Origin of the sequence: Leptospira inadai serovar Lyme str. 10, assembly GCF_000243675.2 — a bacterium.
GTDB lineage: Bacteria > Spirochaetota > Leptospiria > Leptospirales > Leptospiraceae > Leptospira_B > Leptospira_B inadai.
In genome coordinates this window covers 370,510-391,379 of record NZ_AHMM02000015.1, presented here as the reverse complement: position 1 = coordinate 391,379, position 20,870 = coordinate 370,510, and the positions used below count along the sequence as shown (strand labels likewise).

General features: G+C 44.1%; 16 protein-coding genes. 3 read left to right on the top strand and 13 right to left on the bottom strand.

The window, feature by feature from the left end; all coding sequences use genetic code 11:
- The first annotated feature begins 78 nt into the window (after nucleotides 1-78).
- A complete protein-coding gene (locus LEP1GSC047_RS05540; RefSeq protein WP_010419436.1) occupies nucleotides 79-1,461 on the top strand; it encodes an MBL fold metallo-hydrolase RNA specificity domain-containing protein in 1,383 nt (460 codons plus the stop codon).
- A 64-nt stretch (nucleotides 1,462-1,525) separates the two neighbouring features.
- On the opposite strand, the gene LEP1GSC047_RS05535 is transcribed toward LEP1GSC047_RS05540, so the two are convergent.
- From LEP1GSC047_RS05535 to LEP1GSC047_RS05510, 6 genes are all read right to left on the bottom strand, one after another.
- Entirely contained in the window at nucleotides 1,526-1,837 is a 312-nt protein-coding gene (locus LEP1GSC047_RS05535) for a hypothetical protein (RefSeq protein ID WP_010419438.1), read from the bottom strand.
- A gap of 267 nt (nucleotides 1,838-2,104) precedes the next feature.
- Nucleotides 2,105-5,524 (bottom strand): efflux RND transporter permease subunit, encoded by a 3,420-nt coding sequence (locus LEP1GSC047_RS05530; RefSeq protein WP_010419439.1) that lies wholly within the window; start codon nucleotides 5,522-5,524, stop codon nucleotides 2,105-2,107.
- A 15-nt stretch (nucleotides 5,525-5,539) separates the two neighbouring features.
- Entirely contained in the window at nucleotides 5,540-6,637 is a 1,098-nt protein-coding gene (locus LEP1GSC047_RS05525) for a heavy metal-binding domain-containing protein (protein ID WP_039934152.1), read from the bottom strand.
- Nucleotides 6,638-6,657: 20 nt separating this feature from the next.
- Entirely contained in the window at nucleotides 6,658-8,061 is a 1,404-nt protein-coding gene (locus LEP1GSC047_RS05520) for a TolC family protein (RefSeq protein ID WP_010419445.1), read from the bottom strand.
- A gap of 41 nt (nucleotides 8,062-8,102) precedes the next feature.
- Entirely contained in the window at nucleotides 8,103-8,534 is a 432-nt protein-coding gene (locus LEP1GSC047_RS05515) for a hypothetical protein (RefSeq protein WP_010419447.1), read from the bottom strand.
- 80 nt (nucleotides 8,535-8,614) lie between these two features.
- Nucleotides 8,615-9,739 carry a CehA/McbA family metallohydrolase domain-containing protein gene (locus tag LEP1GSC047_RS05510; RefSeq protein WP_020988307.1) on the bottom strand — a complete coding sequence of 375 codons (1,125 nt, stop codon included), beginning with the start codon at nucleotides 9,737-9,739 and terminating at the stop codon, nucleotides 8,615-8,617.
- 195 nt (nucleotides 9,740-9,934) lie between these two features.
- Between LEP1GSC047_RS05510 and LEP1GSC047_RS05505 the strand changes: the two genes are divergently transcribed.
- On the top strand, nucleotides 9,935-10,882 hold the full coding sequence (locus tag LEP1GSC047_RS05505) for a glycosyltransferase family 2 protein (protein WP_010419452.1): 948 nt from the start codon (nucleotides 9,935-9,937) through the stop codon (nucleotides 10,880-10,882).
- 69 nt (nucleotides 10,883-10,951) lie between these two features.
- Here the strand turns inward: LEP1GSC047_RS05505 and LEP1GSC047_RS05500 are convergent, their stop codons facing one another.
- Both LEP1GSC047_RS05500 and LEP1GSC047_RS05495 read right to left on the bottom strand, forming a co-directional pair.
- The gene (locus LEP1GSC047_RS05500) at nucleotides 10,952-12,598 is read right to left on the bottom strand and encodes an ArnT family glycosyltransferase (protein ID WP_010419455.1); all 1,647 of its coding nucleotides are present in this window, start codon (nucleotides 12,596-12,598) and stop codon (nucleotides 10,952-10,954) included.
- 328 nt (nucleotides 12,599-12,926) lie between these two features.
- The gene (locus LEP1GSC047_RS05495; protein WP_010419457.1) at nucleotides 12,927-13,775 is read right to left on the bottom strand and encodes a flagellin N-terminal helical domain-containing protein; all 849 of its coding nucleotides are present in this window, start codon (nucleotides 13,773-13,775) and stop codon (nucleotides 12,927-12,929) included.
- Nucleotides 13,776-14,167: 392 nt separating this feature from the next.
- On the opposite strand from LEP1GSC047_RS05495, the gene ispH reads away from it, so the two are divergent.
- The gene (gene ispH, locus LEP1GSC047_RS05490; RefSeq protein WP_010419460.1) at nucleotides 14,168-15,106 is read left to right on the top strand and encodes a 4-hydroxy-3-methylbut-2-enyl diphosphate reductase; all 939 of its coding nucleotides are present in this window, start codon (nucleotides 14,168-14,170) and stop codon (nucleotides 15,104-15,106) included.
- A gap of 71 nt (nucleotides 15,107-15,177) precedes the next feature.
- On the opposite strand, the gene LEP1GSC047_RS05485 is transcribed toward ispH, so the two are convergent.
- The 5 genes from LEP1GSC047_RS05485 to cheB are packed head-to-tail and all read right to left on the bottom strand — an operon-like array spanning nucleotide 15,178 to nucleotide 20,864.
- A complete protein-coding gene (locus LEP1GSC047_RS05485; protein ID WP_010419464.1) occupies nucleotides 15,178-17,247 on the bottom strand; it encodes a DUF1577 domain-containing protein in 2,070 nt (689 codons plus the stop codon).
- Complete coding sequence (locus tag LEP1GSC047_RS05480) at nucleotides 17,213-18,553, bottom strand: sensor histidine kinase (protein WP_010419466.1); 1,341 nt, start codon at nucleotides 18,551-18,553, stop codon at nucleotides 17,213-17,215. Before LEP1GSC047_RS05480 ends, LEP1GSC047_RS05485 begins: the two co-directional genes overlap by 35 nt.
- Before the next feature lies 1 nt (nucleotide 18,554).
- The gene (locus LEP1GSC047_RS05475) at nucleotides 18,555-18,917 is read right to left on the bottom strand and encodes a response regulator (protein WP_010419469.1); all 363 of its coding nucleotides are present in this window, start codon (nucleotides 18,915-18,917) and stop codon (nucleotides 18,555-18,557) included.
- 1 nt (nucleotide 18,918) lies between these two features.
- Nucleotides 18,919-19,776, bottom strand: a complete 858-nt coding sequence (locus tag LEP1GSC047_RS05470; protein WP_010419472.1) for a CheR family methyltransferase — start codon at nucleotides 19,774-19,776, stop codon at nucleotides 18,919-18,921.
- Entirely contained in the window at nucleotides 19,776-20,864 is a 1,089-nt protein-coding gene (cheB, locus tag LEP1GSC047_RS05465) for a chemotaxis-specific protein-glutamate methyltransferase CheB (RefSeq protein WP_010419475.1), read from the bottom strand. The genes LEP1GSC047_RS05470 and cheB overlap by 1 nt, the downstream gene beginning before the upstream one ends.
- Nucleotides 20,865-20,870: the final 6 nt, after the last annotated feature.

Here is a 20,870-nt window from a genome sequence, read left to right as displayed (position 1 = left end):
TAAAATTATGAATTGTAAGCCCGCTAATCAGGCGGGCTTTTTTATGCTTAAATATATTAATAAAGGATAATTCTTTCTATGAATTCCGAAATCGCAAGCTTACGATTTTTAGGAGCTGTCGGCACCGTCACCGGATCTAAATACCTCCTTACCGTATTCGGCAAAAATATTTTGATCGATTGCGGATTATTCCAAGGCATTAAGGAATTGCGCTTACGAAATTGGGATGTTCTTCCGACGGAGGCTGAACGAATCGATGTTATCCTTTTGACTCACGGACATTTGGATCACACAGGTTACTTACCTAGGTTGGTGAAATCGGGATTTTCAGGAAACATTTTGGCAACCGCTCCTACCCTCGACGTAGCCGAGATCATTTTAAAAGACAGCGCCCATCTGCAAGAAGAAGACGCGGAGGCTGCAAATCGTCACGGGTATTCGAAGCATTTGCCTGCTTTACCTCTTTATGAAATAAAGGATGTAGAAAAGACCATTTCTTTCTTTCGCAGACGGGAAATCGGCGTTTGGTTCGACTTGTTCCCGCGGATACGAGCCCGTTTTTTTTATGCAGGACATATTCTCGGCGCCAGTTCGATCGAGATCCAAGTTAACGGGAAGACGTTTTTGTTTTCCGGAGATTTAGGAAGAAAAGACGATCCGCTCTTGTTTCCTCCCGAAAAGCCGAAACATGCGGATTTGCTTTTGATCGAATCTACGTACGGTAATAGGCTTCATTCGGGAAAGTCCGAGAATAAATTAGCATCGTTGATAAACGAATTCGCGGAAAAAAAAGGAAGCATAATCATTCCAAGCTTCGCTGTCGAGCGGACTCAGCTTCTCATGTATCTGCTTTGGAAATTGAGGATTGAAGGAAGAATTCCTCCGACGCCCGTTTATATGGATTCTCCGATGGGGCTTCATATTCTGGAAATCTTTCGTCGTTACGGAGCGGATTGGCATAAGATTAATAAATCGGACTTGGACGCGATGTGCGAACAAATTTCGATCGTGCAACACGCGGATGAAACCAAGCATATTTCCACTTTAATGGGCCCTAAGATCGTAATCGCGGGAAGCGGGATGGCAACCGGAGGGCGAGTACTTACATATTTAGAGGAGACTCTGAAAGATCCCAATTCCTTGGTTTTGCTCGCGGGATACCAGGCGGAAGGAACTCGTGGAAGGAATCTCTTGGATGGGGAAAAAGAAATTAAAATACGCGGAAAATGGCATCCTGTCCGATGTAGCGTCGATATCATAGACGGATTCTCGGCACACGCGGATCAAGCGGAACTTGTCGATTGGCTATCGGATCTAAGAGGATCCAACCCTAGGATATATATCGTTCACGGGGAAAAGGGTGGCGCCGAGGGATTGGAACGGAAGATTCAGGAAACCTATGGATGGGAACCGAAAATTCCGGAGTACAATTTTGTCGCTTATCTCCCTCTTGACTCATAGGCAAATTCGGTAAATCGGTTCCCCGGATTTGAAAGGATCCGGAAAACCTTTACGGACGATTCCTTTACAATTTATCGGCTTGAGCCTTATATTTTTCGGCCTCTTGGGCGACTTGCTCGGAAAGTTGTTTGTACTTCTTTCTGTCTGCGTCTTCAGCAGTCGACTTACCGCCCCGATTCAGGTTGCTTAAGGTTTTATATTTTTCGGCCAGCTCCTTTTGATCCTGAGCTTTTCTGAGGAAATAATCTTTCGCTATTTTCTTTAACTCGGGTGTGGTCGCTTCCGCGATCAGAAGTTTTTCCAAATCGCTGAATGCATAAACGCCGATCGTCGGAATGATTGCCGACAATAGGATGGTTGCGAATATTTTTTTCATAGTGTCTCCACGGGCTTTCTAAACATTTTCTCGGCAATTAATACCGAATTAACCACATTATACGAATGAGGATTCCCTTGATCAAGATGAAAATTTTGTTCGCTTAACATTTGAATTCTTAATCGTCTTTTGCGTCGCAAAAAACGATTAAGAGAAACGTAATTTCTTTATTGCGTATTTTTTTGACAAGTGGTCTCGGCTCGAGTGTCCGAATCGAAACTGTATCTCATTTCCATCCGACCTAAATCTCCAAGAATACGAATGAGTCTAGGAAAGTGTCTTTTTTTTAAGCTTCTTTCCTCTGATTTGAGCCGTCTTTCGAATTTCATCTTCGTAAGAATCCGCTTCATTCAATGTTTCACTTTCCGATTTTACCTGCGTTATTAGAACGTCTTTTTTCTTAGATTCGGTTCGGTCGAAAAATTTGGAAACGATCGGTAGAGATTGTCCAAAGACGAGTTTCCCTTCTTTCCATAATAAGTAAATAGGCGGATATACTAGAAGCTCCAGTAGGAAGCTCGTGGCAAGCCCGCCGACCATGGGCGCCGCGATTCGTTTCATTACGTCCGAACCCGTCCCGTTGGACCACATGATCGGAAGTAAACCCATCATCGCAGCCAGGACGGTCATGATTTTGGGGCGAACCCTATGGACGGCTCCGTGTATGATCGCGTTTATGCGGTCTTCCCGAGTTCGAACCATCCCTTTTCGTTCGGCGGATTCGTAGGAAAGATCCAAATAGAGCAGCATAAAAACTCCCGTCTCGGCGTCCAAGCCCATCAATGCGATCATGCCGACCCAGACCGCGACCGAAACATGATAATCCAAGACGTACAATAATCCCACCGCGCCGATCAATGAAAACGGAACCGCTAGGAGAACGATTATAGTTTTCGCGTACGATTTCGTATTAAAATACAATAGTAGAAAAATAATAAAGATAGTTAGCGGTAAAATGTATTTCATTCTTTCCCGAACTCTCAGCATATTTTCGTACTGACCGCTCCAAAGGATCGAATAGCCGGGTGGGAGCCGGATCGATTCGGAAACCTTTCTTTTTGCCTGATCTACGAAGCCTCCGATGTCGGACGTGGAAGGATCCACATAGACATACCCGGCTAAAAATCCGTTCTCATCCCGAATCATGGACGGTCCGGTTTTAGTTTTGATATCTGCGATTTCTCCGATCGGGATATGGCCGAATTCCTGAGTCGGAACCAGAATCGATCGTATTTTCTCCACAGAATCTCTCAGTTCGCGGGGATAGCGGACGTTCACGGAAAATCGTTCCCGTCCCTCTACCGTTTGAGTTACCTGCTCTCCGCCGATAGCCGCTACTATGATTTGTTGGGCGGCATCGACGGAAATATTGTATCTGGCCAATTTTTCCCGTTTCAGTTCCAGATCCAAAAAGTAGCCTCCTGCCGTCCTTTCCGCAAAGACGCTTCTCACGTCCTGATTCGTTTTGAGCAAAGTTTCGATTTGAATTCCTATCTTTTCAATTTCATCCAGGGAAGAACCGAGGACCTTGATTCCGATCGGAGTTCTCATCCCGGTACTTAACATATCGATCCGAGTTTTTATAGGCATCGTCCAAGCGTTCGTCGCTCCGGGAAATTGCATCTCTCGGTTCATCAGTTCGATAAGTTCGTCCTTGCTCAATCGTTCGTTTACGAAAGGTAAAAACGGGAGTTGTAGAATTCGCGGCCAATCGGAATAAAATCGATTCGCTGTCCTCCATTCGTCCTGAGGCTTTAGTAGAATCACCGTCTCCATCATTGAAAAGGGAGCGGAATCCGTCGCGGTATCGGATCTTCCCGCTTTTCCGAATACTCTTTTTACCTCGGGAAACGATTTGATCTTTTTATCCATCGCCACCATCAGTTTTTCCGCTTCGGCTACGGAGATACCGGGAAGCGTTGTGGGCATGTATAAAAGGGATTCTTCATAAAGTTGGGGCATGAACTCCGATCCCAAACTCAAATAGACGGGAATCGTCAAAAAAACCAAAGCCAGCGCCGAAGCGATAACGGTTTTGGGTCTTTCTAAGACCCAATGACAAGCCGGCCCGTAAAGTCGGAAAAGAATCTTGCTTACCGGATGCTTTTCTTCCGGATAATATTTTCCTACGAACAACGCGGTTGCAACCTTCGAAAGCAATGCGCTCTTGAACCGAAACGGCTCCATTCGTGTAAATAGCATTCGAAAGGCGGGATCGAGCGTAATCGCAAGCAGAGCCGCCACTGCCATAGCGATATTCTTAGAATAAGCTAATGGACGAAAGAGTCTACCTTCCTGATCCACCAGAGTGAAGATCGGGAAGAATGCCACCGCAATGACTAATAAGGAAAAGAATACGGACGGACCGACCTCTAGCAAAGCTTCTAGACGAACCATATGATAGTCGCCTTTTCTTCCTCCCGATTCCCACTCCTCCAATTTCTTATACGCGTTTTCCACCTCGACGATCGCTCCGTCCACTAGTACGCCGATGGAGATCGCCATCCCCGCCAAGGACATTATATTTGCGTTAACATCCAAAAGATTCATCGGAATAAATGCTACGATGACGGAGATCGGTATAGTAAGTATGGGGATGATTGCCGACGGGAAGTGCCAAAGAAAAACGAGAATCACCAGAGAAACGATGAGCATCTCCTCCATTAGTTTAAATTTCAGGTTAGAAATCGCATGATCGATCAATTCCGATCGATCATACGTGGTTACGATCTCGGCCCCGACGGGAAGGCTCGCCTTGATATCGTTGATTTTGGCCTTAACCCTCTCGATGACCGAAAGCGCATTCTCACCGTGTCTCATCACGATCGTTCCGCCGACCACATCCCCTTCCCCGTTTAGGTCGGCGATTCCCCTTCGAATATCGGGTCCGAATTGTACGGAGGCTATATTCCTTAAAAGTACCGGCGTTCCATTAATGTCCGTTGATAAAGGAATATTCTCTATGTCGGTCAGCGATTTTAAATACCCTCGCCCCCGAACCATATATTCGGCGCCGGAAATTTCGAGGAGTCTTCCTCCCGTTTCTTGATTGCTTTCCCGTATTTTCTGAACCAACGTTTCGAATCCTATATTATAGGAACGAAGAGCGTTCGGGTTGATGGTGATTTGGTACTGTTTTTTGAATCCGCCGATTCCTGCGACCTCCGAAACTCCCGGCACCGAATTCAGCAAGTATCTTAGATGGAAATCCTGGTAGGTTCTTAAATCGGCGAGTGAATTATTTCCGGTCGTATCGACTAAGGCATACTGGAACACCCACCCGACCGCACTGGCGTCCGGTCCCAATTCGGTTTTCACGCCTGCAGGAAGTTGGGATTGGATTCTGGATAGATATTCCAGAACTCTGGAACGAGCCCAATAGATATCGGTACCGTCCTGAAAAATCACGTAAACATAGGAAAATCCGAAATCGGAAAATCCTCGCACTACTTTAATCTTAGGCGCCCCCAGTAAGGAGGTTATGATCGGATACGTTACTTGGTCCTCTATGATATCCGGACTTCGGTCCCACCTAGAATATACGATAACCTGAGTGTCCGAAAGATCGGGAATCGCGTCCAACGGAATCGTTTTCATCGAAACATACGAAGCGACAAGGATTCCTAACGTAAAAAGAAGTATAAGAAATTTATTATGAGCCGAAAAACGAATGATATTCTGAATCATGGGGAATTTACAACCTTAATGATTATGAGCGTTATTCCCGAAACGGATTTTCGCTTCGGAATCGATTAAAAAGGTGGATTCGGCGACGACTCGTTCCCCTTCCTTTACTCCGGAAATGACTTCGGTCCAGGAATCGACGGTCCTACCTGTTTGAATCTCGACCGGTCGAAACCGTTCCGGACCGGTCTGAATATAAGCCATCTTACGCATTCCGGTATCCAGAATCGCAGAAGTCGGTAAGGTTAGGATGGAAGGAAGCGACACTTCGATTCTGGCTTCACCGAACATCTGCGGTTTTAAAAGGTGCTGAGGATCCGACACTTCGCTTCGCAGTCTTAATGTTCTACTATTTTTATCCAGAATCGTATCGATACTTTTGATTTTACCTTTGAATTCCTTATTGGGATAAACGTCCGTCTTGAAAATAAACGGTAATCCCACTTTGGCCGTCGAAAGATCCGATTCATAAATTTGAGAATAAATATGAGCTCGTCCGGCCTTCCCGCCTAAGATCAATTCGGAAGGATCTCTCTGTCGAGAGGACCAAACACGAATTTGATCCGTGGACAGACCCAATTGTCTAAGGCGCATCTGTAGATTCGTCAAGCTGATCGAGGAGCCTGCCTCGGATATAACCTCCGAAGTTCGTAGAGCCTCCTTATATTCGGTAAGAGCTGCGTACAGATCCGGGTCATAGGCGACGTTCGAATAAGCGCTTAGCCTCTTCGTCAAGTTTCTGCGAAGTACCAAATCGGTCTTAATGCCGATAGATTGTTGTTTTTCGGCGGAGAGAACTATTTCGGAGGTCGTTTCTTCCTGATGGGAATTATCGCTCTTTTCATGAGACGGATTATGATCCGTTTCGTTGTTCGATGATTCCGTAGTTTTGGTATTTTTCGAATGACTTTGGCGGGATGGATCGGCCTCTTTTTTTACCAAATCCATCCCGCAGATCGGACATGTCCCGGGACGGTCCGAAATGTAAGTCGGATGCATCGGGCAATAATATATTTCCTTTTTCTTTCCGCAGGCGACCAGTATAAGGAATAATGAAATGAGCCCCGTAAAAACGACGACTTTCTTCGAATATTTAGTATATCGAAAATCTTGCATATTACTAGCATCCTTTCCTTTCATTCGCGACCTCTGCCTAACGTAACGTCAGGCTGATGCTTTTCGTGCTGAGGAACTTTCTGATCCTGGTAAATTATGCTAAGAAGTTTGAGCATATTTAAGATGCTTTCATTTTTACGCTCGCGCAGATCTTCCAATCTGATCTTCGCATTCAGCACTTCCGTCTGGGCAAGAAGAGTGTCCTGGAGATTGGCTTTGCCGGGAGCGTAAAGAGAGGCACTGGCTCTGGCCGCCTTTTCCATTTCCGGAATCAATTTCTTCTCGATGATTTGAATTTGATTGGAAGTTCCTCGGATGACCTCGATACCCCGATTGATTTCGGAGACCATTTGCGCCCGAGTCTTGTCTACCGAGTCTTTTCCTACTTCCGCCAAATGTTCCGTTTCTCCGGTTATGGAGTTCCACTTTAAAGCCGACCAGACAGGAACGCGCATATTGACGCCGAAGCTGAATAAATCTCCTCTATACTCGGTGGTATCCATTAAACTATAGTTTAATGGGCCGGAGTCCAAGGCGAACGTTTGAGGTTTTCTCTTCATGTATGAAAAAAAAACCTCCGTCTGCGGAGCCAGGGAATATTTCGTCAATTTAGTCTGCTCTTTCAGTCTTTTCTCTTCCGCTAGCAAAATTTTATAATCGGGAGTTTCTTCCACCGTAGCAACGCCGGAAATCGCCAGTGTATTCAATCTCTGAAGACTCTCTTCTAAAAACGAATCCAAATTGATCCGAAATAAATCCGAGAGAGAGACTCGATCCAACACCTTATAGTATTCGAGCTGAGAGGTTAAATCCTTTAAATTTGTATTATACTCCGCTTCCTTCTCTAACGCATCCGTCTTTGCGATCGAAGCTTTCAAGGCTCCGGTTAAAGGCACGCTTCCCGCGGAATAATATCCTTCGGCAATGGATTTTTGCGCGTTGAGCAGATCCAAAATTCTGCCGTTGATCTGCTTTTTCTTTTCGATCCGTTGAAAACGATTCAAACGAATAAAAAAATCCCCCAGCATTCGATTGACTCCGACCTGATAACCGAGAGTCGCCTCGCTCTCCATAATTTTTGAGATCCTCTTTTCGGTTCCCAATTTTCCGGGAAAGGGAAATTCCTGGGAAACGGAGAATTCCATCCCCGTCATCGTGGGCGTATCCAAGGCCCGATTTCCGTTAAGCGAGTAGCCGTTCCGAGTCGGATAATTTCGGTATGCAAATCCTATCTTCGGATCGGGGAGAATGCCGGAGGCATCCGAATGCGATTTATGCGCATGCGAAACTCCGGCCAAAGATTTTGCTTCGGGATGCTCCTTGGCAAGAATCTCAAGAATTTCTTCTAGTCGTTTCGTCTCCGAGAAGATCGGAAGTGAAACTAGGAAAATGATAATATTAGAAAATATGCGTAGACCGCTCATAAATCCTCCTAAAGGTTTGTCGGGGAATTAAGAGCTGTATATTAAATTAAAAAAACTTGAAGAACGCTCGGAGAGTGGATGGCGGAAAAAAACGGAATTCCGTCCGCGTGAATTTGCCGTTGATTGGAGACGCTTTGAAAGGCAAATCGGATCGGGAATACTGAAAATAAGTGAACGAATTGGAACTTTATTTTTTCCGACGATATCCTATGGGTTGGGGTTTCGAAGGATACGGTCAATTCTTTTTGACAACAATCGCTTCCGGAGGTATCCGAGGAGGAAGATTCGTCTTCCGTTTGGGAAGATTTATGACAGGGCGGAAGTTCGTCTTCTAATGACGAGCTTGCTATTCCGGTTGGTACAGTCCCAACCGGGCAAACTCCCAATAGACTGGCTAAGGAAGCGCAGGTTACCTGCAACGCAAAACCGATTGCGAGCACAAACCCTATCGTCTTTCTAGGAGAAAACCCCATCTCACTCAATCTGACTGTTTCTAAAACGGATTTGTCAAGAAAAAAAGGTCCACGCCGATTCGAAGAACAATACCGGCGATCTAGTTTGGAATTTGCTTTCTATAGAAAGGATTACTTAGGATTAAACCTGTAGGTAAAAAGGCTTGGATTCGAACGTATAAATCTCCCGGGCGAAACCGATATGTTCCTTTTTTTTGGCCGTACGATCTGGACAATGTCTCTCCGTTCCTACCGATAAAATCCACCGTCAAAGGAGTTTCGTCAAATTCGTAAAAGACCTCGTCCCCGTTTCGGATTCCAAAGGCTTTCACCTTCGGGTCGCTCAGAACTCGGGACATTTTTCGAACGCAGGCATAGTTCCCGTTCTTGAGGGCCGCGAGGATATCCTCCTTCTCCAAAGAATCGGTATTTAAAAGGATATACCGCATAAGGGATTCTCCGTCCTCGTCGTACCACTCGGTTGCGATTTGCCGGAAACTAGGAAATCCCGTTTTTGCGACTTTTAAATATTCTTCTTTCGGAAGATAATGCAAATCGTCTCCCGCCATGCAGAAAGAAGAAACACCCGAGCTTAGTAATTGATCCCAGTACGCGAATATATCCCCGAACGGAGATAGCACTTCGATCGCGTTATACCCGCTCAGTCTTTCGAGAACCTTGAGTGGAAAACTATCGTTCAGCAGAGGATGATTGATTGCGACGAATGCGCCCTTTTTTTGAAGACTGTCGATTTCCCATTGTATATTTTCGGGAAATGCGAATAGGGGGAAAAAATCGTGGTCCGCGTCTTCAAGACCCAATACGGTAAGATGTCTTTTTACGAGATTCCTTCCCCACTCGTACCCCGGTACCTGCGCTGTCTTATTTGATTCGATCCTAGTTACGCTTTCATAATCCGTAAACGCGAGAATTCGATATCCGTTCTTGGAATATACTTCCTGAATTTCTTCCGGCGAATTTCGGATGGGCGTAAACCAAGCCCGATTGCTATGCAAATGAATTGCGGTTTTTATCCATTTCATCCGAGTCGATTTGAGATAAGGATTCTGGATTTCCCGGCCTAGCGGTTGGGTAATGTTCGGAATCCGTTTCGGTTTAAGATCGGAGCGTAAAAAAAAGAGGCTCCAAGCATTCAGGCCTAAGATGGCCACAACGATTGTAACGAAAAGACCGAGGAGCGGCCGTTTCCAATTTCGGAAATTCATTTAAATTCGTCCATTCCGGACGATATCGACTTTGCTATCATGACGGCGTATTAACCTAATTCCTTCTCCTAGGATTTTTAAGAAAACTTTTTTTCGGCTTTAAAAAGGTCTTTGCTTATTCCCGTTAACTCACTTTTTGGTTTCTACGAAACCTCGGTTCTCGAGTTCTGAAAGGTAACGGGATTTAGCAGTACTATGAAAGACAAGCGTATAGCGGTGATTATTCCCGCTTACAACGAAGAGATCACGATTCGCGAAACGATTCTCTCCTTTTACAAAGAATTACCGAATGCCGTTTTTTGGGTGGTGGATAATAACTCCAAAGATAAAACGAATCTGATCGCGACGGAAACATTTAAGAAACATAAAATTAAAGGTTCCGTCTTATTCGAAAATAGACAGGGAAAAGCGAATGCGGTCCGAAAGGCGTTTTCGCTGGCGGATGCGGACGTTTACGTGATGTCCGATGCGGACACGACGTACCCCGCCGACGAAGTTCGGAAATTGACGGATGAATTAGTTAAGAACGAACTGGACATGGTGGTCGGCGACCGATTAAGCCGGGGCGATTATGGTCGGGAGAATAAGAGGATGTTCCATTCTCTAGGAAATCAGCTCGTCATTCGGCTGATCAATTTTCTTTTTAGCGTGAAATTGCGGGATGCAATGAGCGGGTATCGCGTATTTTCCAGAAAGTTCGTTAAGAATTATCCGATTTTGGCTTCCGGTTTCGAACTGGAAATTGAAATGACCCTGCATGCCTTAGATAAGAGGTTTGCGATTCGCGAGATTCCAATCCAATACAAAGATAGGCCGTCCGGTAGTTTTTCGAAATTGAATACGTTTCGAGACGGCTACAGAGTCGTAAATAATATTCTCTGGATTTTTAAAGATTATAAACCGATGCATTTTTTCGGTTTCCTCTCGGTTATTGCGTTTATAGCCGCAATTGCGTCCGGAAGCCAAGCGGTATGGGATTATTGGAAATACAAATACGTATATCACGTACCTCTCGCCATTTTAGCCACCGGTTTAATGATCGCATCCATACTGAATTTTTCGATCGGTTTAATCCTTCATACCGTCGCGAAAATTCAACGATTCAATTTCGAACTTCAATTATTGAAATATAAAGAAGAGTAGATTCTACTAACGATCTCGCTATTTGTGTAACGGCGAGATCGTAATCGAGTTATAGGTTTGTTTCCGCTTCTATAATACCTGCAATAATACCAATCCGCCTTCCGTTTCGATCGGGATAAATCTGCGATTCGGGTAAAGAAAAATTAATTCAGTTTGACTATTCGCGTTTCCGATGATAAAGAGCTTCTTTCCTTCCGGAGGATGATTCAATAGATCCGTTTCGTCCTTGAATTTATAGCTTCCGATGATATGGATAGGTTGGTTCCTGTAAAACATCGGATAAAAGGAAAGATATTTATAAAAGATGACCTCTCCTCCTTCTTTTTGAACGACTCTATCAAATAATCGTAATGTTTTTCCTTGGAGTAGATCGATTACTTTCGGGGCCAGAGTAACCGAAAGAGAAATCAGGAATACGAGCAAGGTGATCCAAACCGGAAAGACGAATTTCCCCAATAAGTGAGCTTGCCTGACGTTTCTACCCCGAAAATAAGCGAATAGGATTCCCGTTAGAAGAATTAAACCCGGAATCGAATCGGTTAATCCGAAATGGGGAAATACTTTCTCATCGGAAAATCCGGACCGTATCAGATAATTCGCCAAGGCGGCGAGCCCTAAAAATAGGACGCTTAACAGAAAACCGAAGGAAAGAAAGGAGAGAGTAATCCCTTTTTTGAGCATGAGTTCCGAACCGAATCTTTCCAGGACCAAGGCGGTAAAAAAGGACAGAGGAAAGTAAATCGAAGAAGAATAATGGGGAAGCTTAGTTTGGACGATGGAAAATATGATAAGTACGATCGCAGTCCAGGCAATCATGAGCAGTGAAACCTGACGGATCCCCTCTTCTCTTAAAAATTCCCGCTTATCCTTGGAAATATATGCGAATAGAAACGGAGTCCAGGGGAAGAAGCCGATCAACGCCACGATGAAATGATAAAACCAGGGACCCGTATGCGATTCTAGGGACTTGGTTAACAACTTCCGTTGAAATTCCAAAAATCCCTGTAGAAATTCATCGCCGTGAAGAAGGTAATCCGTCAGATAGTAGATCGAGACGGCTCCGATAAAAACCGTTGCACCGAGCGCAATATCCACAAGCGAGATTTTGTACCTTCGCTCAAAGATTCTCATTGCGAGAAAGGACACGACCGGAATGCCAAGACCGAGAGGCCCCTTTGCCAGAACCGCCAGGGCCATGCTCGCCGAAGCCGCGACAAGCCATTTCCAAGCCCCTAGAGTTTGCTTCCTTGTATCAATATCATAGAAACAAAGTCCGGCAGCACCTAAGAAGATGAAGGTATTAAATAGGTGGTCGATGTACGCGGTTCTTGCAAGAACCAAGGGAAGTAAAGAAGAAGAATACAAAAGGGCCCAAAGAATTCCGAACGAGGAGGATCGGAGCCGCTTCCCAAAAAAATAAATCGTTCCGAAGGCTAAAACCGCGCTCAAAACGGAAGGAAATCGGGTCCCGAATTCGTTAAGCCCGAAAACGGAATAAGAAATCGCGGCCAACCAAAAATACAAAGGCGGCTTTTCCGTGAATAATTGCTGGTTTACCGTGATTCTAAAAAAATCCCTCGATAAGAACATCCCTTTGGATGCGGCCCCGTAGATATTCTCGTCCCAATCGATCAAGGGAAACGAGCCTAAACCTAAAATCAAAAAGAGAAAATATAAACCCAGTAAAAAGAGCACGGAGTCGAATCTGAACTTCAAAGAATTCTCCCGGGACGGAACCCAATTTGGAATTTTCCGGATTGCGGATAGCCACCCCATTCTATAGGAACGAACGGATCCGGTTTTATCCTAAATTGAAGTTCTTGCATCTGCCGGACAGAGTGAAAGGAATTTTTGGATTTCAAAGGGAAGAAATTTTAGGCAAAAAAAAGCCCAACGGTTCTTTAAAAGAACGTTAGGCTTCAGAGTCGTACGGCGATTTATAACAAAATTATAAATCCGTCGGTCCCGTCGAAAGAACCTGCATTCGCTTAAGGACGTGCCCGACCGGTCCTCAGACTAAGAAACCGATCGGCGAGCTATTGAATTACTTCAATAGCTGCAGCACGGTTTGCGGCTTCATGTTCGCTTGAGCGAGCATCGCGGTCGCAGCTTGCGTCAAGATCTGATAACGGGTAAAGCTGGTCATTTGTTCAGCCATATCCGTGTCACGGATCCGAGACTCTGCAGCCTGGATGTTTTCGTAAGCGTTCATCAACCCCTTAGCGGCATGTTCCAAACGGTTGTAATAAGCCCCCAGATCCGCTCTCTGTTTGGAGATCAGTCTGAGCGCATCGTCCGCCAATCCGATCACGGAGTTGGCTTTTCCCGCCGTAGAAAGAGAGATGAAGGTCAACACGGTCGGGTTTCTAAGACCCAAAGACGCAGTGTTCATCGTTTCGATGTATATTCTTTCTCTCTGGTGCATATTCGCACCCATGTGGAACCACATACTCGCGGTCGGATTCAAACGAGCGAAAGCTCCCGTAAGAAGCTTCATCTTGTTGAATTCGGCCTGAGAAGCGATCCTGTCGATCTCGTCGATCAACTGAGATACTTCTACTTGAATTTGTTGACGGTCTTCTTCCGAATAGATTCCGTTTGCGGCTTGTACCGCCAGAACTCGAATCCTTTGAACGACTTCATGGGTTTCTTGCAGATACCCTTCCGCCGTTTGAATCAGAGACATACCGTCTTCGGTGTTTTGTTCCGCCCTGCGTAAACCGCCGACTTGAGTCCGCATTTTCTCGGACACTGCCAAACCGGAAGCGTCGTCACCTGCACGGTTGATCCGCATACCGGAAGACAATTTTTCAATGTCTTTAGTCATGCTTTCGCTATTGAACTTCAATGTTCTATGAGCGAAAATGGCGCTTATGTTGTGGTTAATAATCATTCGGTTCCTCCTTGAATCCGAATCCTCTTTCGAGGAATGTGACTTTCCTAGAGGTCTTCCTTGACCTCTTCACCATTTGGATCGTCCAATTCGTAAAATCCGAGTAGATACTTTTTTCCCTTAGGTTTCGATAAAAGAATCCTTCCTACTTCATTCGGATATGTCGCCTTCCGGGGGACAGAAGACTGAGGACAGACGCGTTCGCTTTGCTCACGCTAGACAGAAGCTGCTCGAAGTTAGAAATGCTGTAGAGATGGAGGAAAAATCGTAAGAATCTTTCTCCAGAACATGGAAACCCGGCTCATCAATGTTCTGTCTTCAGTCCGCTGCCCTCTGTCTTCTGGTAGAAAGTACTTGCCCCGAGTGAATATCCGGCACAAGCTGAAAGAAGTATGCTTCAGACCATTTACTTAGCCAATCCCAGAGGTTTTTGTGCCGGTGTTAAATACGCGATTTCGTATGTGGAGCAAGTGCAAGCGCAATCGTCCGAACAAATTTATGTTCGGAAGGAAATCGTCCATAATCGGCGAGTCGTCGAGGATATGAAAAAGCGGGGAATTCGCTTCATAAGCGAACTAGACGAGGCTCCGGATGGAGCAACGGTGATTTTTTCCGCGCATGGAGTTTCTCCGGCAGTCGTAGAGGATGCTAAACTTAGAAATATGCAGATCGGCGACGCAACCTGTCCTTTAGTGACAAGAGTTCATCGCAAAGCAAGAAGATACAAAGAAGAATACCAGATTATTTACATCGGCCATCAGGGACACGACGAAGCGATCGGAACTATGGGCGAAGCACAGATGTTTCTAGTCGAATCTCCTGAGGATGTGGAAAAGCTCGTTGATAAAATCAATCCGGAAAATCCGATCACCTATCTGATGCAAACGACCCTATCGGTAGCGGATACTCAGCTAATCGTTAAGAAAATCGCCGAATTATTCCCGACAGTCGAGCATCCGACTAAAGACGATATTTGCTACGCTACGACCGAACGCCAGGAAGCTGTCGCGCAAATGATGGATTCAATCGACGCAATGTTGGTTATCGGAGCGGATAATAGTTCCAACTCGTTACGGTTATTGCAATTAGCGCAAAAATCCAAACCGGCGTCGTTTAAAGTCACTTCGGCGGACGACCTAAATAAGGAATATCTGATAAACAATCGAATTAAGACCCTTGGGATTACCGCAGGAGCATCGACTCCACAGATTTTAGTGGATGAGATTATCGATAAGTTGCGTCATTTCTATCCGGAAGTAAGCGTACAACTCTTCCCCGAATCCAGAGAAGACTCGATGAGCTTTAAACTGCCTGCGAAATTACTGAATTAATCGCTTTAACGGCCGTTTTCAATCCTTGTCCGAATCGCATCTTCTTCGGAATCGTTCTGTTCTTCCTTCCTCTAAAGAATCGGTACTTGTATTTTGGTCGCAATTTTGTTTGCGGGTTTCGATCCGGAATAATCTTTTATTTCGGATATTCCAACGGTATTACCGATCTGCTTCGCCAGGTTTTGAACTAAATTCAAACCGATTCCAAAACCGAAATCGGCCTCCTGAAACCGCTCGTCATATGTATGATTCATTCTGAAAAAAGGTTCGAATAATTTCTCGGAATACTCTTTCGGAATTCCGCGAATGCCGGTTTTGTCCCTGTCGATTTCGTTGATGATATCGACGTTTAACATGGATTTTTCCGGATACATAATGACTTGTATCTTCGAATGCTCGGGAGAGAATTTCATCGCGTTTACTAGAATTTCTTTGATCGAAAATGCAAGGAAACTTCGGTTACATTTTATCTTGTATTCCAGATGCTTATCCTTGCAGACGATATAATTGTTCTTTATTTTTGCCGTTTTATGTAAATCGGAAATGGTTTGCTTGATGATCGATTGAACTTCCTCGACGTCCAACGCTTCCGGGGAAATTTTCAAATCAAACATGCCCTTTAACTTGTCCAATTTTTCCGTCCAACTCCTCATCATGTTTTTGTTTTCGAGGATTGATTTCATTAAATCCTTCGAAATCAGACAGTCGTTCTCGTCCCGTTTCAGGGAAAATTCGGCGAGATCTAAATAGGAAATTAGTGAGCCGAGGCCGATCCCCTGGGAAGAACTATGTGAAATGCTGTTTAGGATATTTTTCCCGACCGTCATTTGATCTGAATTTCTTTGATAGTCCTTCCAAATTAACCAATCGATTTCTCCCGCTAGATTCTTTTCGTCCTGAAGAACATTTTGATACGTGCTGATCTTGTCCTTGTACCAACTTAAGGCGTTTTTTACGGACTCCAATAATTGCTTTTCCTGCTTCTTCTTCAGTAGTTGGGCCCATATCCAATTGAACGAGCTTAGGCTCAAGCTCGTATGCTCCATTTTGGAGTAGGTGATAATCAAGCTTCCGGGAGAGATTTTTCGCAGAGCTTTCAGATAATCTAATACGTGAATCTTCTTGGATTCGATCTCGGTCACGACCACCGCCGGAGACCATTTTGCACACTGTACTAGTCCTTCCGTCAGAGAACCCGCGAATATCAGCACCAAATCCTCGTTTTTAAATAGTTCATTCGCCCTCTTAGAGAAATACGGATCCGGATCGACATATAAGAGAGAGCTAGAAGAATTCATTTTATAGCCGGAGATGCGAGATTGGACCCCGCGCCTATTCGAATAGGAGTCCGATCTATCGAGCGATTTTTCCAGGTGCTTTATCGCGATTTCGAATCTTTGCTTTTCTATTTCGTCTCGATCCTTCCGCTCGAGTTTCAATCCGACGTTCATATTTCCGCTTTCCGATTTTGCCCACCATCTTAAAGTTCCTTCCAGAAGAAACGGTCGCTGGTTAGGTAAAGCCAGTTTAAATGCATATTTTTTAAAGCGGCTCAAATTATCTTTCGAGACGGCGGGAGGAATCTCGAACCCGATACCGTTTTGTGAAATGTCGCTAACGATAAACCTTTGCGATATTTTTTCCCGACCCCATTCCTCTATATTTTGAGAAATTTCAACCGCAAGAGATTCGAGCTCCTGCGCGGTTTCTTTCGTAAATCGATTCTCTACCGAAACCACATGAATATATGCAAGCGGTCTCTTTTTCGATTCTCCCTCTTGAACCAGGATCGGAATAATCAGCTCCGAGGAAACGCTTTCGTTTAACGTTGATGAATAACTGAGTGGACCGCGATCGTTTTCCGAATAGGAATCTCTATTCGAACTATCGGATACTAGCAAAGTCTTTCCTGTGACTTGAACCGAATGAAAGCGCTCATCCTGCTCCTTCCGAAAAAAATCGATTGAGACATTACCGACAGGCGTTTTCCGAAGCATATTTGAATATTTTTCGAATAAATTCCTCAAATAAACGGATTTTTCGGCATCTTCACTCAGATTTTCGGAGAACTCGGATGATTTAAAATTAGTTACGTAAATGCTTTCTTTAAAAAGGTGAATGCGTTTTTCTGATCTTCCCATCTTCGTAAACCCTCAGAGAATTTTGTTCCTTTTTTAAAGAAACCAATTTGAATTTTAATTCAATTGCCACCCTTCGCGTTTTGTCTTCCCGATTCGTTTTCTTAATTTCATACAGATAAGTTCTGCAGTCGATTTGCTTTGCAAGATTTCTAACCACATTCAATCCTATTCCCATTCCCAATTCGTTAGAATAGAATCGCTCGTCATAAAGATTATTGAGTCGGAAGAAAGGTTCGAATACTTTATAATAATATTCGTTCGGGATTCCCGGGCCTCCTTCAATAAAGGAACTCACGTCATTCTTGAACAAGAGGCTACAGGTATCTTCGCTCTTAACGAAGGAAACCACGATCTCCGAATTATCCGGGGAAAATTTCATAGCATTCACAAGAATTTCGGTTATGGAAAAATGTAGAAAATCTCGATTGCAGATCAAATCGATCGATTCGAATTCTTTCATAATTACGATAGACTGCTTTTTTATTTCAAGCAACGGGCTAAGTGTTCGTATTATCTCCTCTATGTACGTTCTAATGTCCGATGACTTCATCGTTTGTTTTTCGATGGAACGATCTAAATACTTTTTGAAATATTCTATTTTTTCGATTCTATCCCTCAGTAGATTTTTGGTATTAAGCACGACCGAGAGTAATTTTTCCGGAATTCTTACAAAACCTTCGTCTTCTTGCATAAAAAATTCGCATAAATCTAGTTGACCGACCAATGATCCGATTCCGAGTCCCTGAAACATACTTCGAGTAAGACTAGTAAGGATTCCTTTACCTAATTCCAATTCCGTAATACCCGATGAAGATTCCTTCCAAATTAACCATTCCAATTCCGAGGAAAGATTTTCGTTCCGTCTGCTTCCTAACTGGATTCGCTCCGAATTTTCTTTTATAAACTGTAATGCCTCAGAGATTCTCTCCTTTAGATTTTCTTGGAGATTATCGCGCTTAATATAGGACCAAATCCAATCGATATGGCTCAATTCCGAGATCGATTGGTTGTTCGAAACTATTAGAATAACGAGTGCATCCGAGCATAATCTACGTAACAATTTTAAGTTCGAATTCAAATCAGGACGAATTAAATCCAAATCGAGTAGAATTATCTGCGGTTGAAGATTTATACATGTTTCTATCGATTCTTCGATCGATCCGGTCGGAATCAAGCGTATCTGACCTAAGCTCGATATTTCGCCGTATAGTACGTCCGAAGTCGCAAAGCCGCTCGCGTGTATAATCGTCGTTAACTGCGGTAATGAAAGGATATTGTTGGATTTATTTTGTTCGACTGTATTCATATTAGTGAAGGACTTGTTTGATAATATCCAAAAATTGAACGGGGCGGAACGGCTTTATGATCCAGCCGTCGGCGCCTGCCTCCTCTCCTTGCCGTTTAATGTCCTCTTCCGATTCCGTTGTCAGAGTCAGGATCGGAATCGTTTGATTCTTTTTTCTGACTTCCTTGATAAATGAAATTCCGTCCATCACCGGCATATTGATATCGGTGATCACTAGATCGACGGGCTCCATATCGAGTTTCTCCATCCCTTCCCTTCCGTTAACGGCAAGAATAACTTCATAACCGCCCAAACCGAGAGTCTGCTGAACGAGACTCCTCATAGTAGCCGAATCGTCGACCGCTAGAATTTTTGCTGTAGCCATCTTAAGCTCCTTTCGAAAAAAACGTTACATTTGTCGGATTTAATTCGTAGTATCTAAATTTTCCGAATTCACGCACTATGAACGTGGATGAATAATCCGTAATGGATTCGGCCGAACCGAGGATAAGAAAGCTATCCGGATTCATCGATTTCTGGATCTTCTTAAATAGCCTTCTTCGATCGTCATGATCGAAATAATACGATACATTCCTACATAGAATCAGATCGAATCCGGTCGGAAAATCGTCCGATATTAGATTTTGATATTTATATTCCACGATCGATTTTATCTCGTCGTCAATCTGATATTCAGTATCAGATATTTTAGTAAAATATTTATTAAGATATTTTGTATCGAGGCCTCGACTAATTTCGAAATTGCTGTAAATTCCGCTTTTTGCCTTTATGAGAGTGTCATACGCGATATCCGAGGCGAAGATTCTGGTTTTCTTAAATATTTCCGGTGCCTTCTCTTTAATTTCCATTGCGATCGAATACGGTTCCTGGCCGGTCGAGCAGGCTGCACACCATATTTTTAAGTAGCTTCCGATCGAATTCGCATTGGATTGGACTCGTTGTTCTAATAGCTCGGGAATGATTCGCGATACCAATGCTTCGAAGAGTCCATCGTCGCGAAAGAATTTGGTTTCGTGGGTCGTGATTTTATCGATGACTTTTTCGCGGAATTCCCTATCCGAGCGGTTTTGAAATCGATCGGTTAATTCCTGATAGGATGACATTTTATAGTCTTCCATCAGTCCCGAAAGTCTGCTCTCGATCAGATAAATTTTCTCCTCGTTTAAGGATAGCCCGGTATCTTTTTTTAAAGCGGTCATAAATTTTAGAATTTCTTCGCTCATTACGTTAGGTCCTTGGATAGAAAATTTGAAATTCGTTCCGCGATCGAATCGATGCTTAGAACTTCGTTAACGATGCCTTCTTTCACGGGTTTATTAGGCATGCCGTAAACAAGACATGTTTCTTTACTTTGTGCGATTAGGTAGGCTCCGTTTTCTTTCATTTTCTTCATTCCGAGATATCCATCCTCTCCCATTCCCGTCATAATCACCCCCACCGATTCGTTCGAAAAATTTTCGGCAAGCGAATTGAATAGAATATTCACCGAAGGCTTGCATAACTCTTGTAACGGTCCTTGATAAACTTTTCCGATCACTCCCCGCTTATCTCTTATTACTTCTAATTGCATCCCCCCTGGCGCGACGTAGATGGATCCTTCCTCTAAAATTTCCCCATCCGAGACTTCTTTTACGATGAAGTCGCTACTCGCCGTAAGATTCTCCGCCAAATATTTCGTAAATCCGGACGGCATATGCTGAGCGATTATTATAATTCCCCTTAAATCCGGTTTTAACTTTGAGAGAAGCTCTCGTAATGCCGCCGGTCCGCCCGTCGATATGCCAATCCCGCAGATATTGAATTTTCTCTTCGGTTTTAATTCCGATTCACCGGAGAGCGTTCCGATTTTACGATCCTGAAATCGCACTAGCTCTTGCGCGTAAATAGCTTTGATTTTATCCGATAATAATCCGAGCGTTTCGTTTATACCGGCATTACCTTTCGTCATGTGCGAAGGTTTAGCGACAAAATCCAGCGCCCCCATGTCCAATGCCTGTAGCGTCGTTTTCGCTCCCTCCGACGTGAGGGAACTGAACATAATTACGCGAGTCTCAGGATTGCTCTTTTTAATTTCGGCTAAAGCATCTAGTCCGTTCATTTGAGGCATTTCGACGTCCATTACTACGAAGTCGGGTTTTAAATAACTTATCTTCGGCAAAGCGAAGATTCCATCAATTGCGGCTCCCACAAATTCGAATTCCGGTTCGCTCATGATTGCGGATCGAAGTAAATTACGATAAATGAGGGAATCGTCCACGGCAAAGACGGTGATTCTTTTTCTTTGATTCTTAGGTTCCACGCTACTTGCCATGACCAT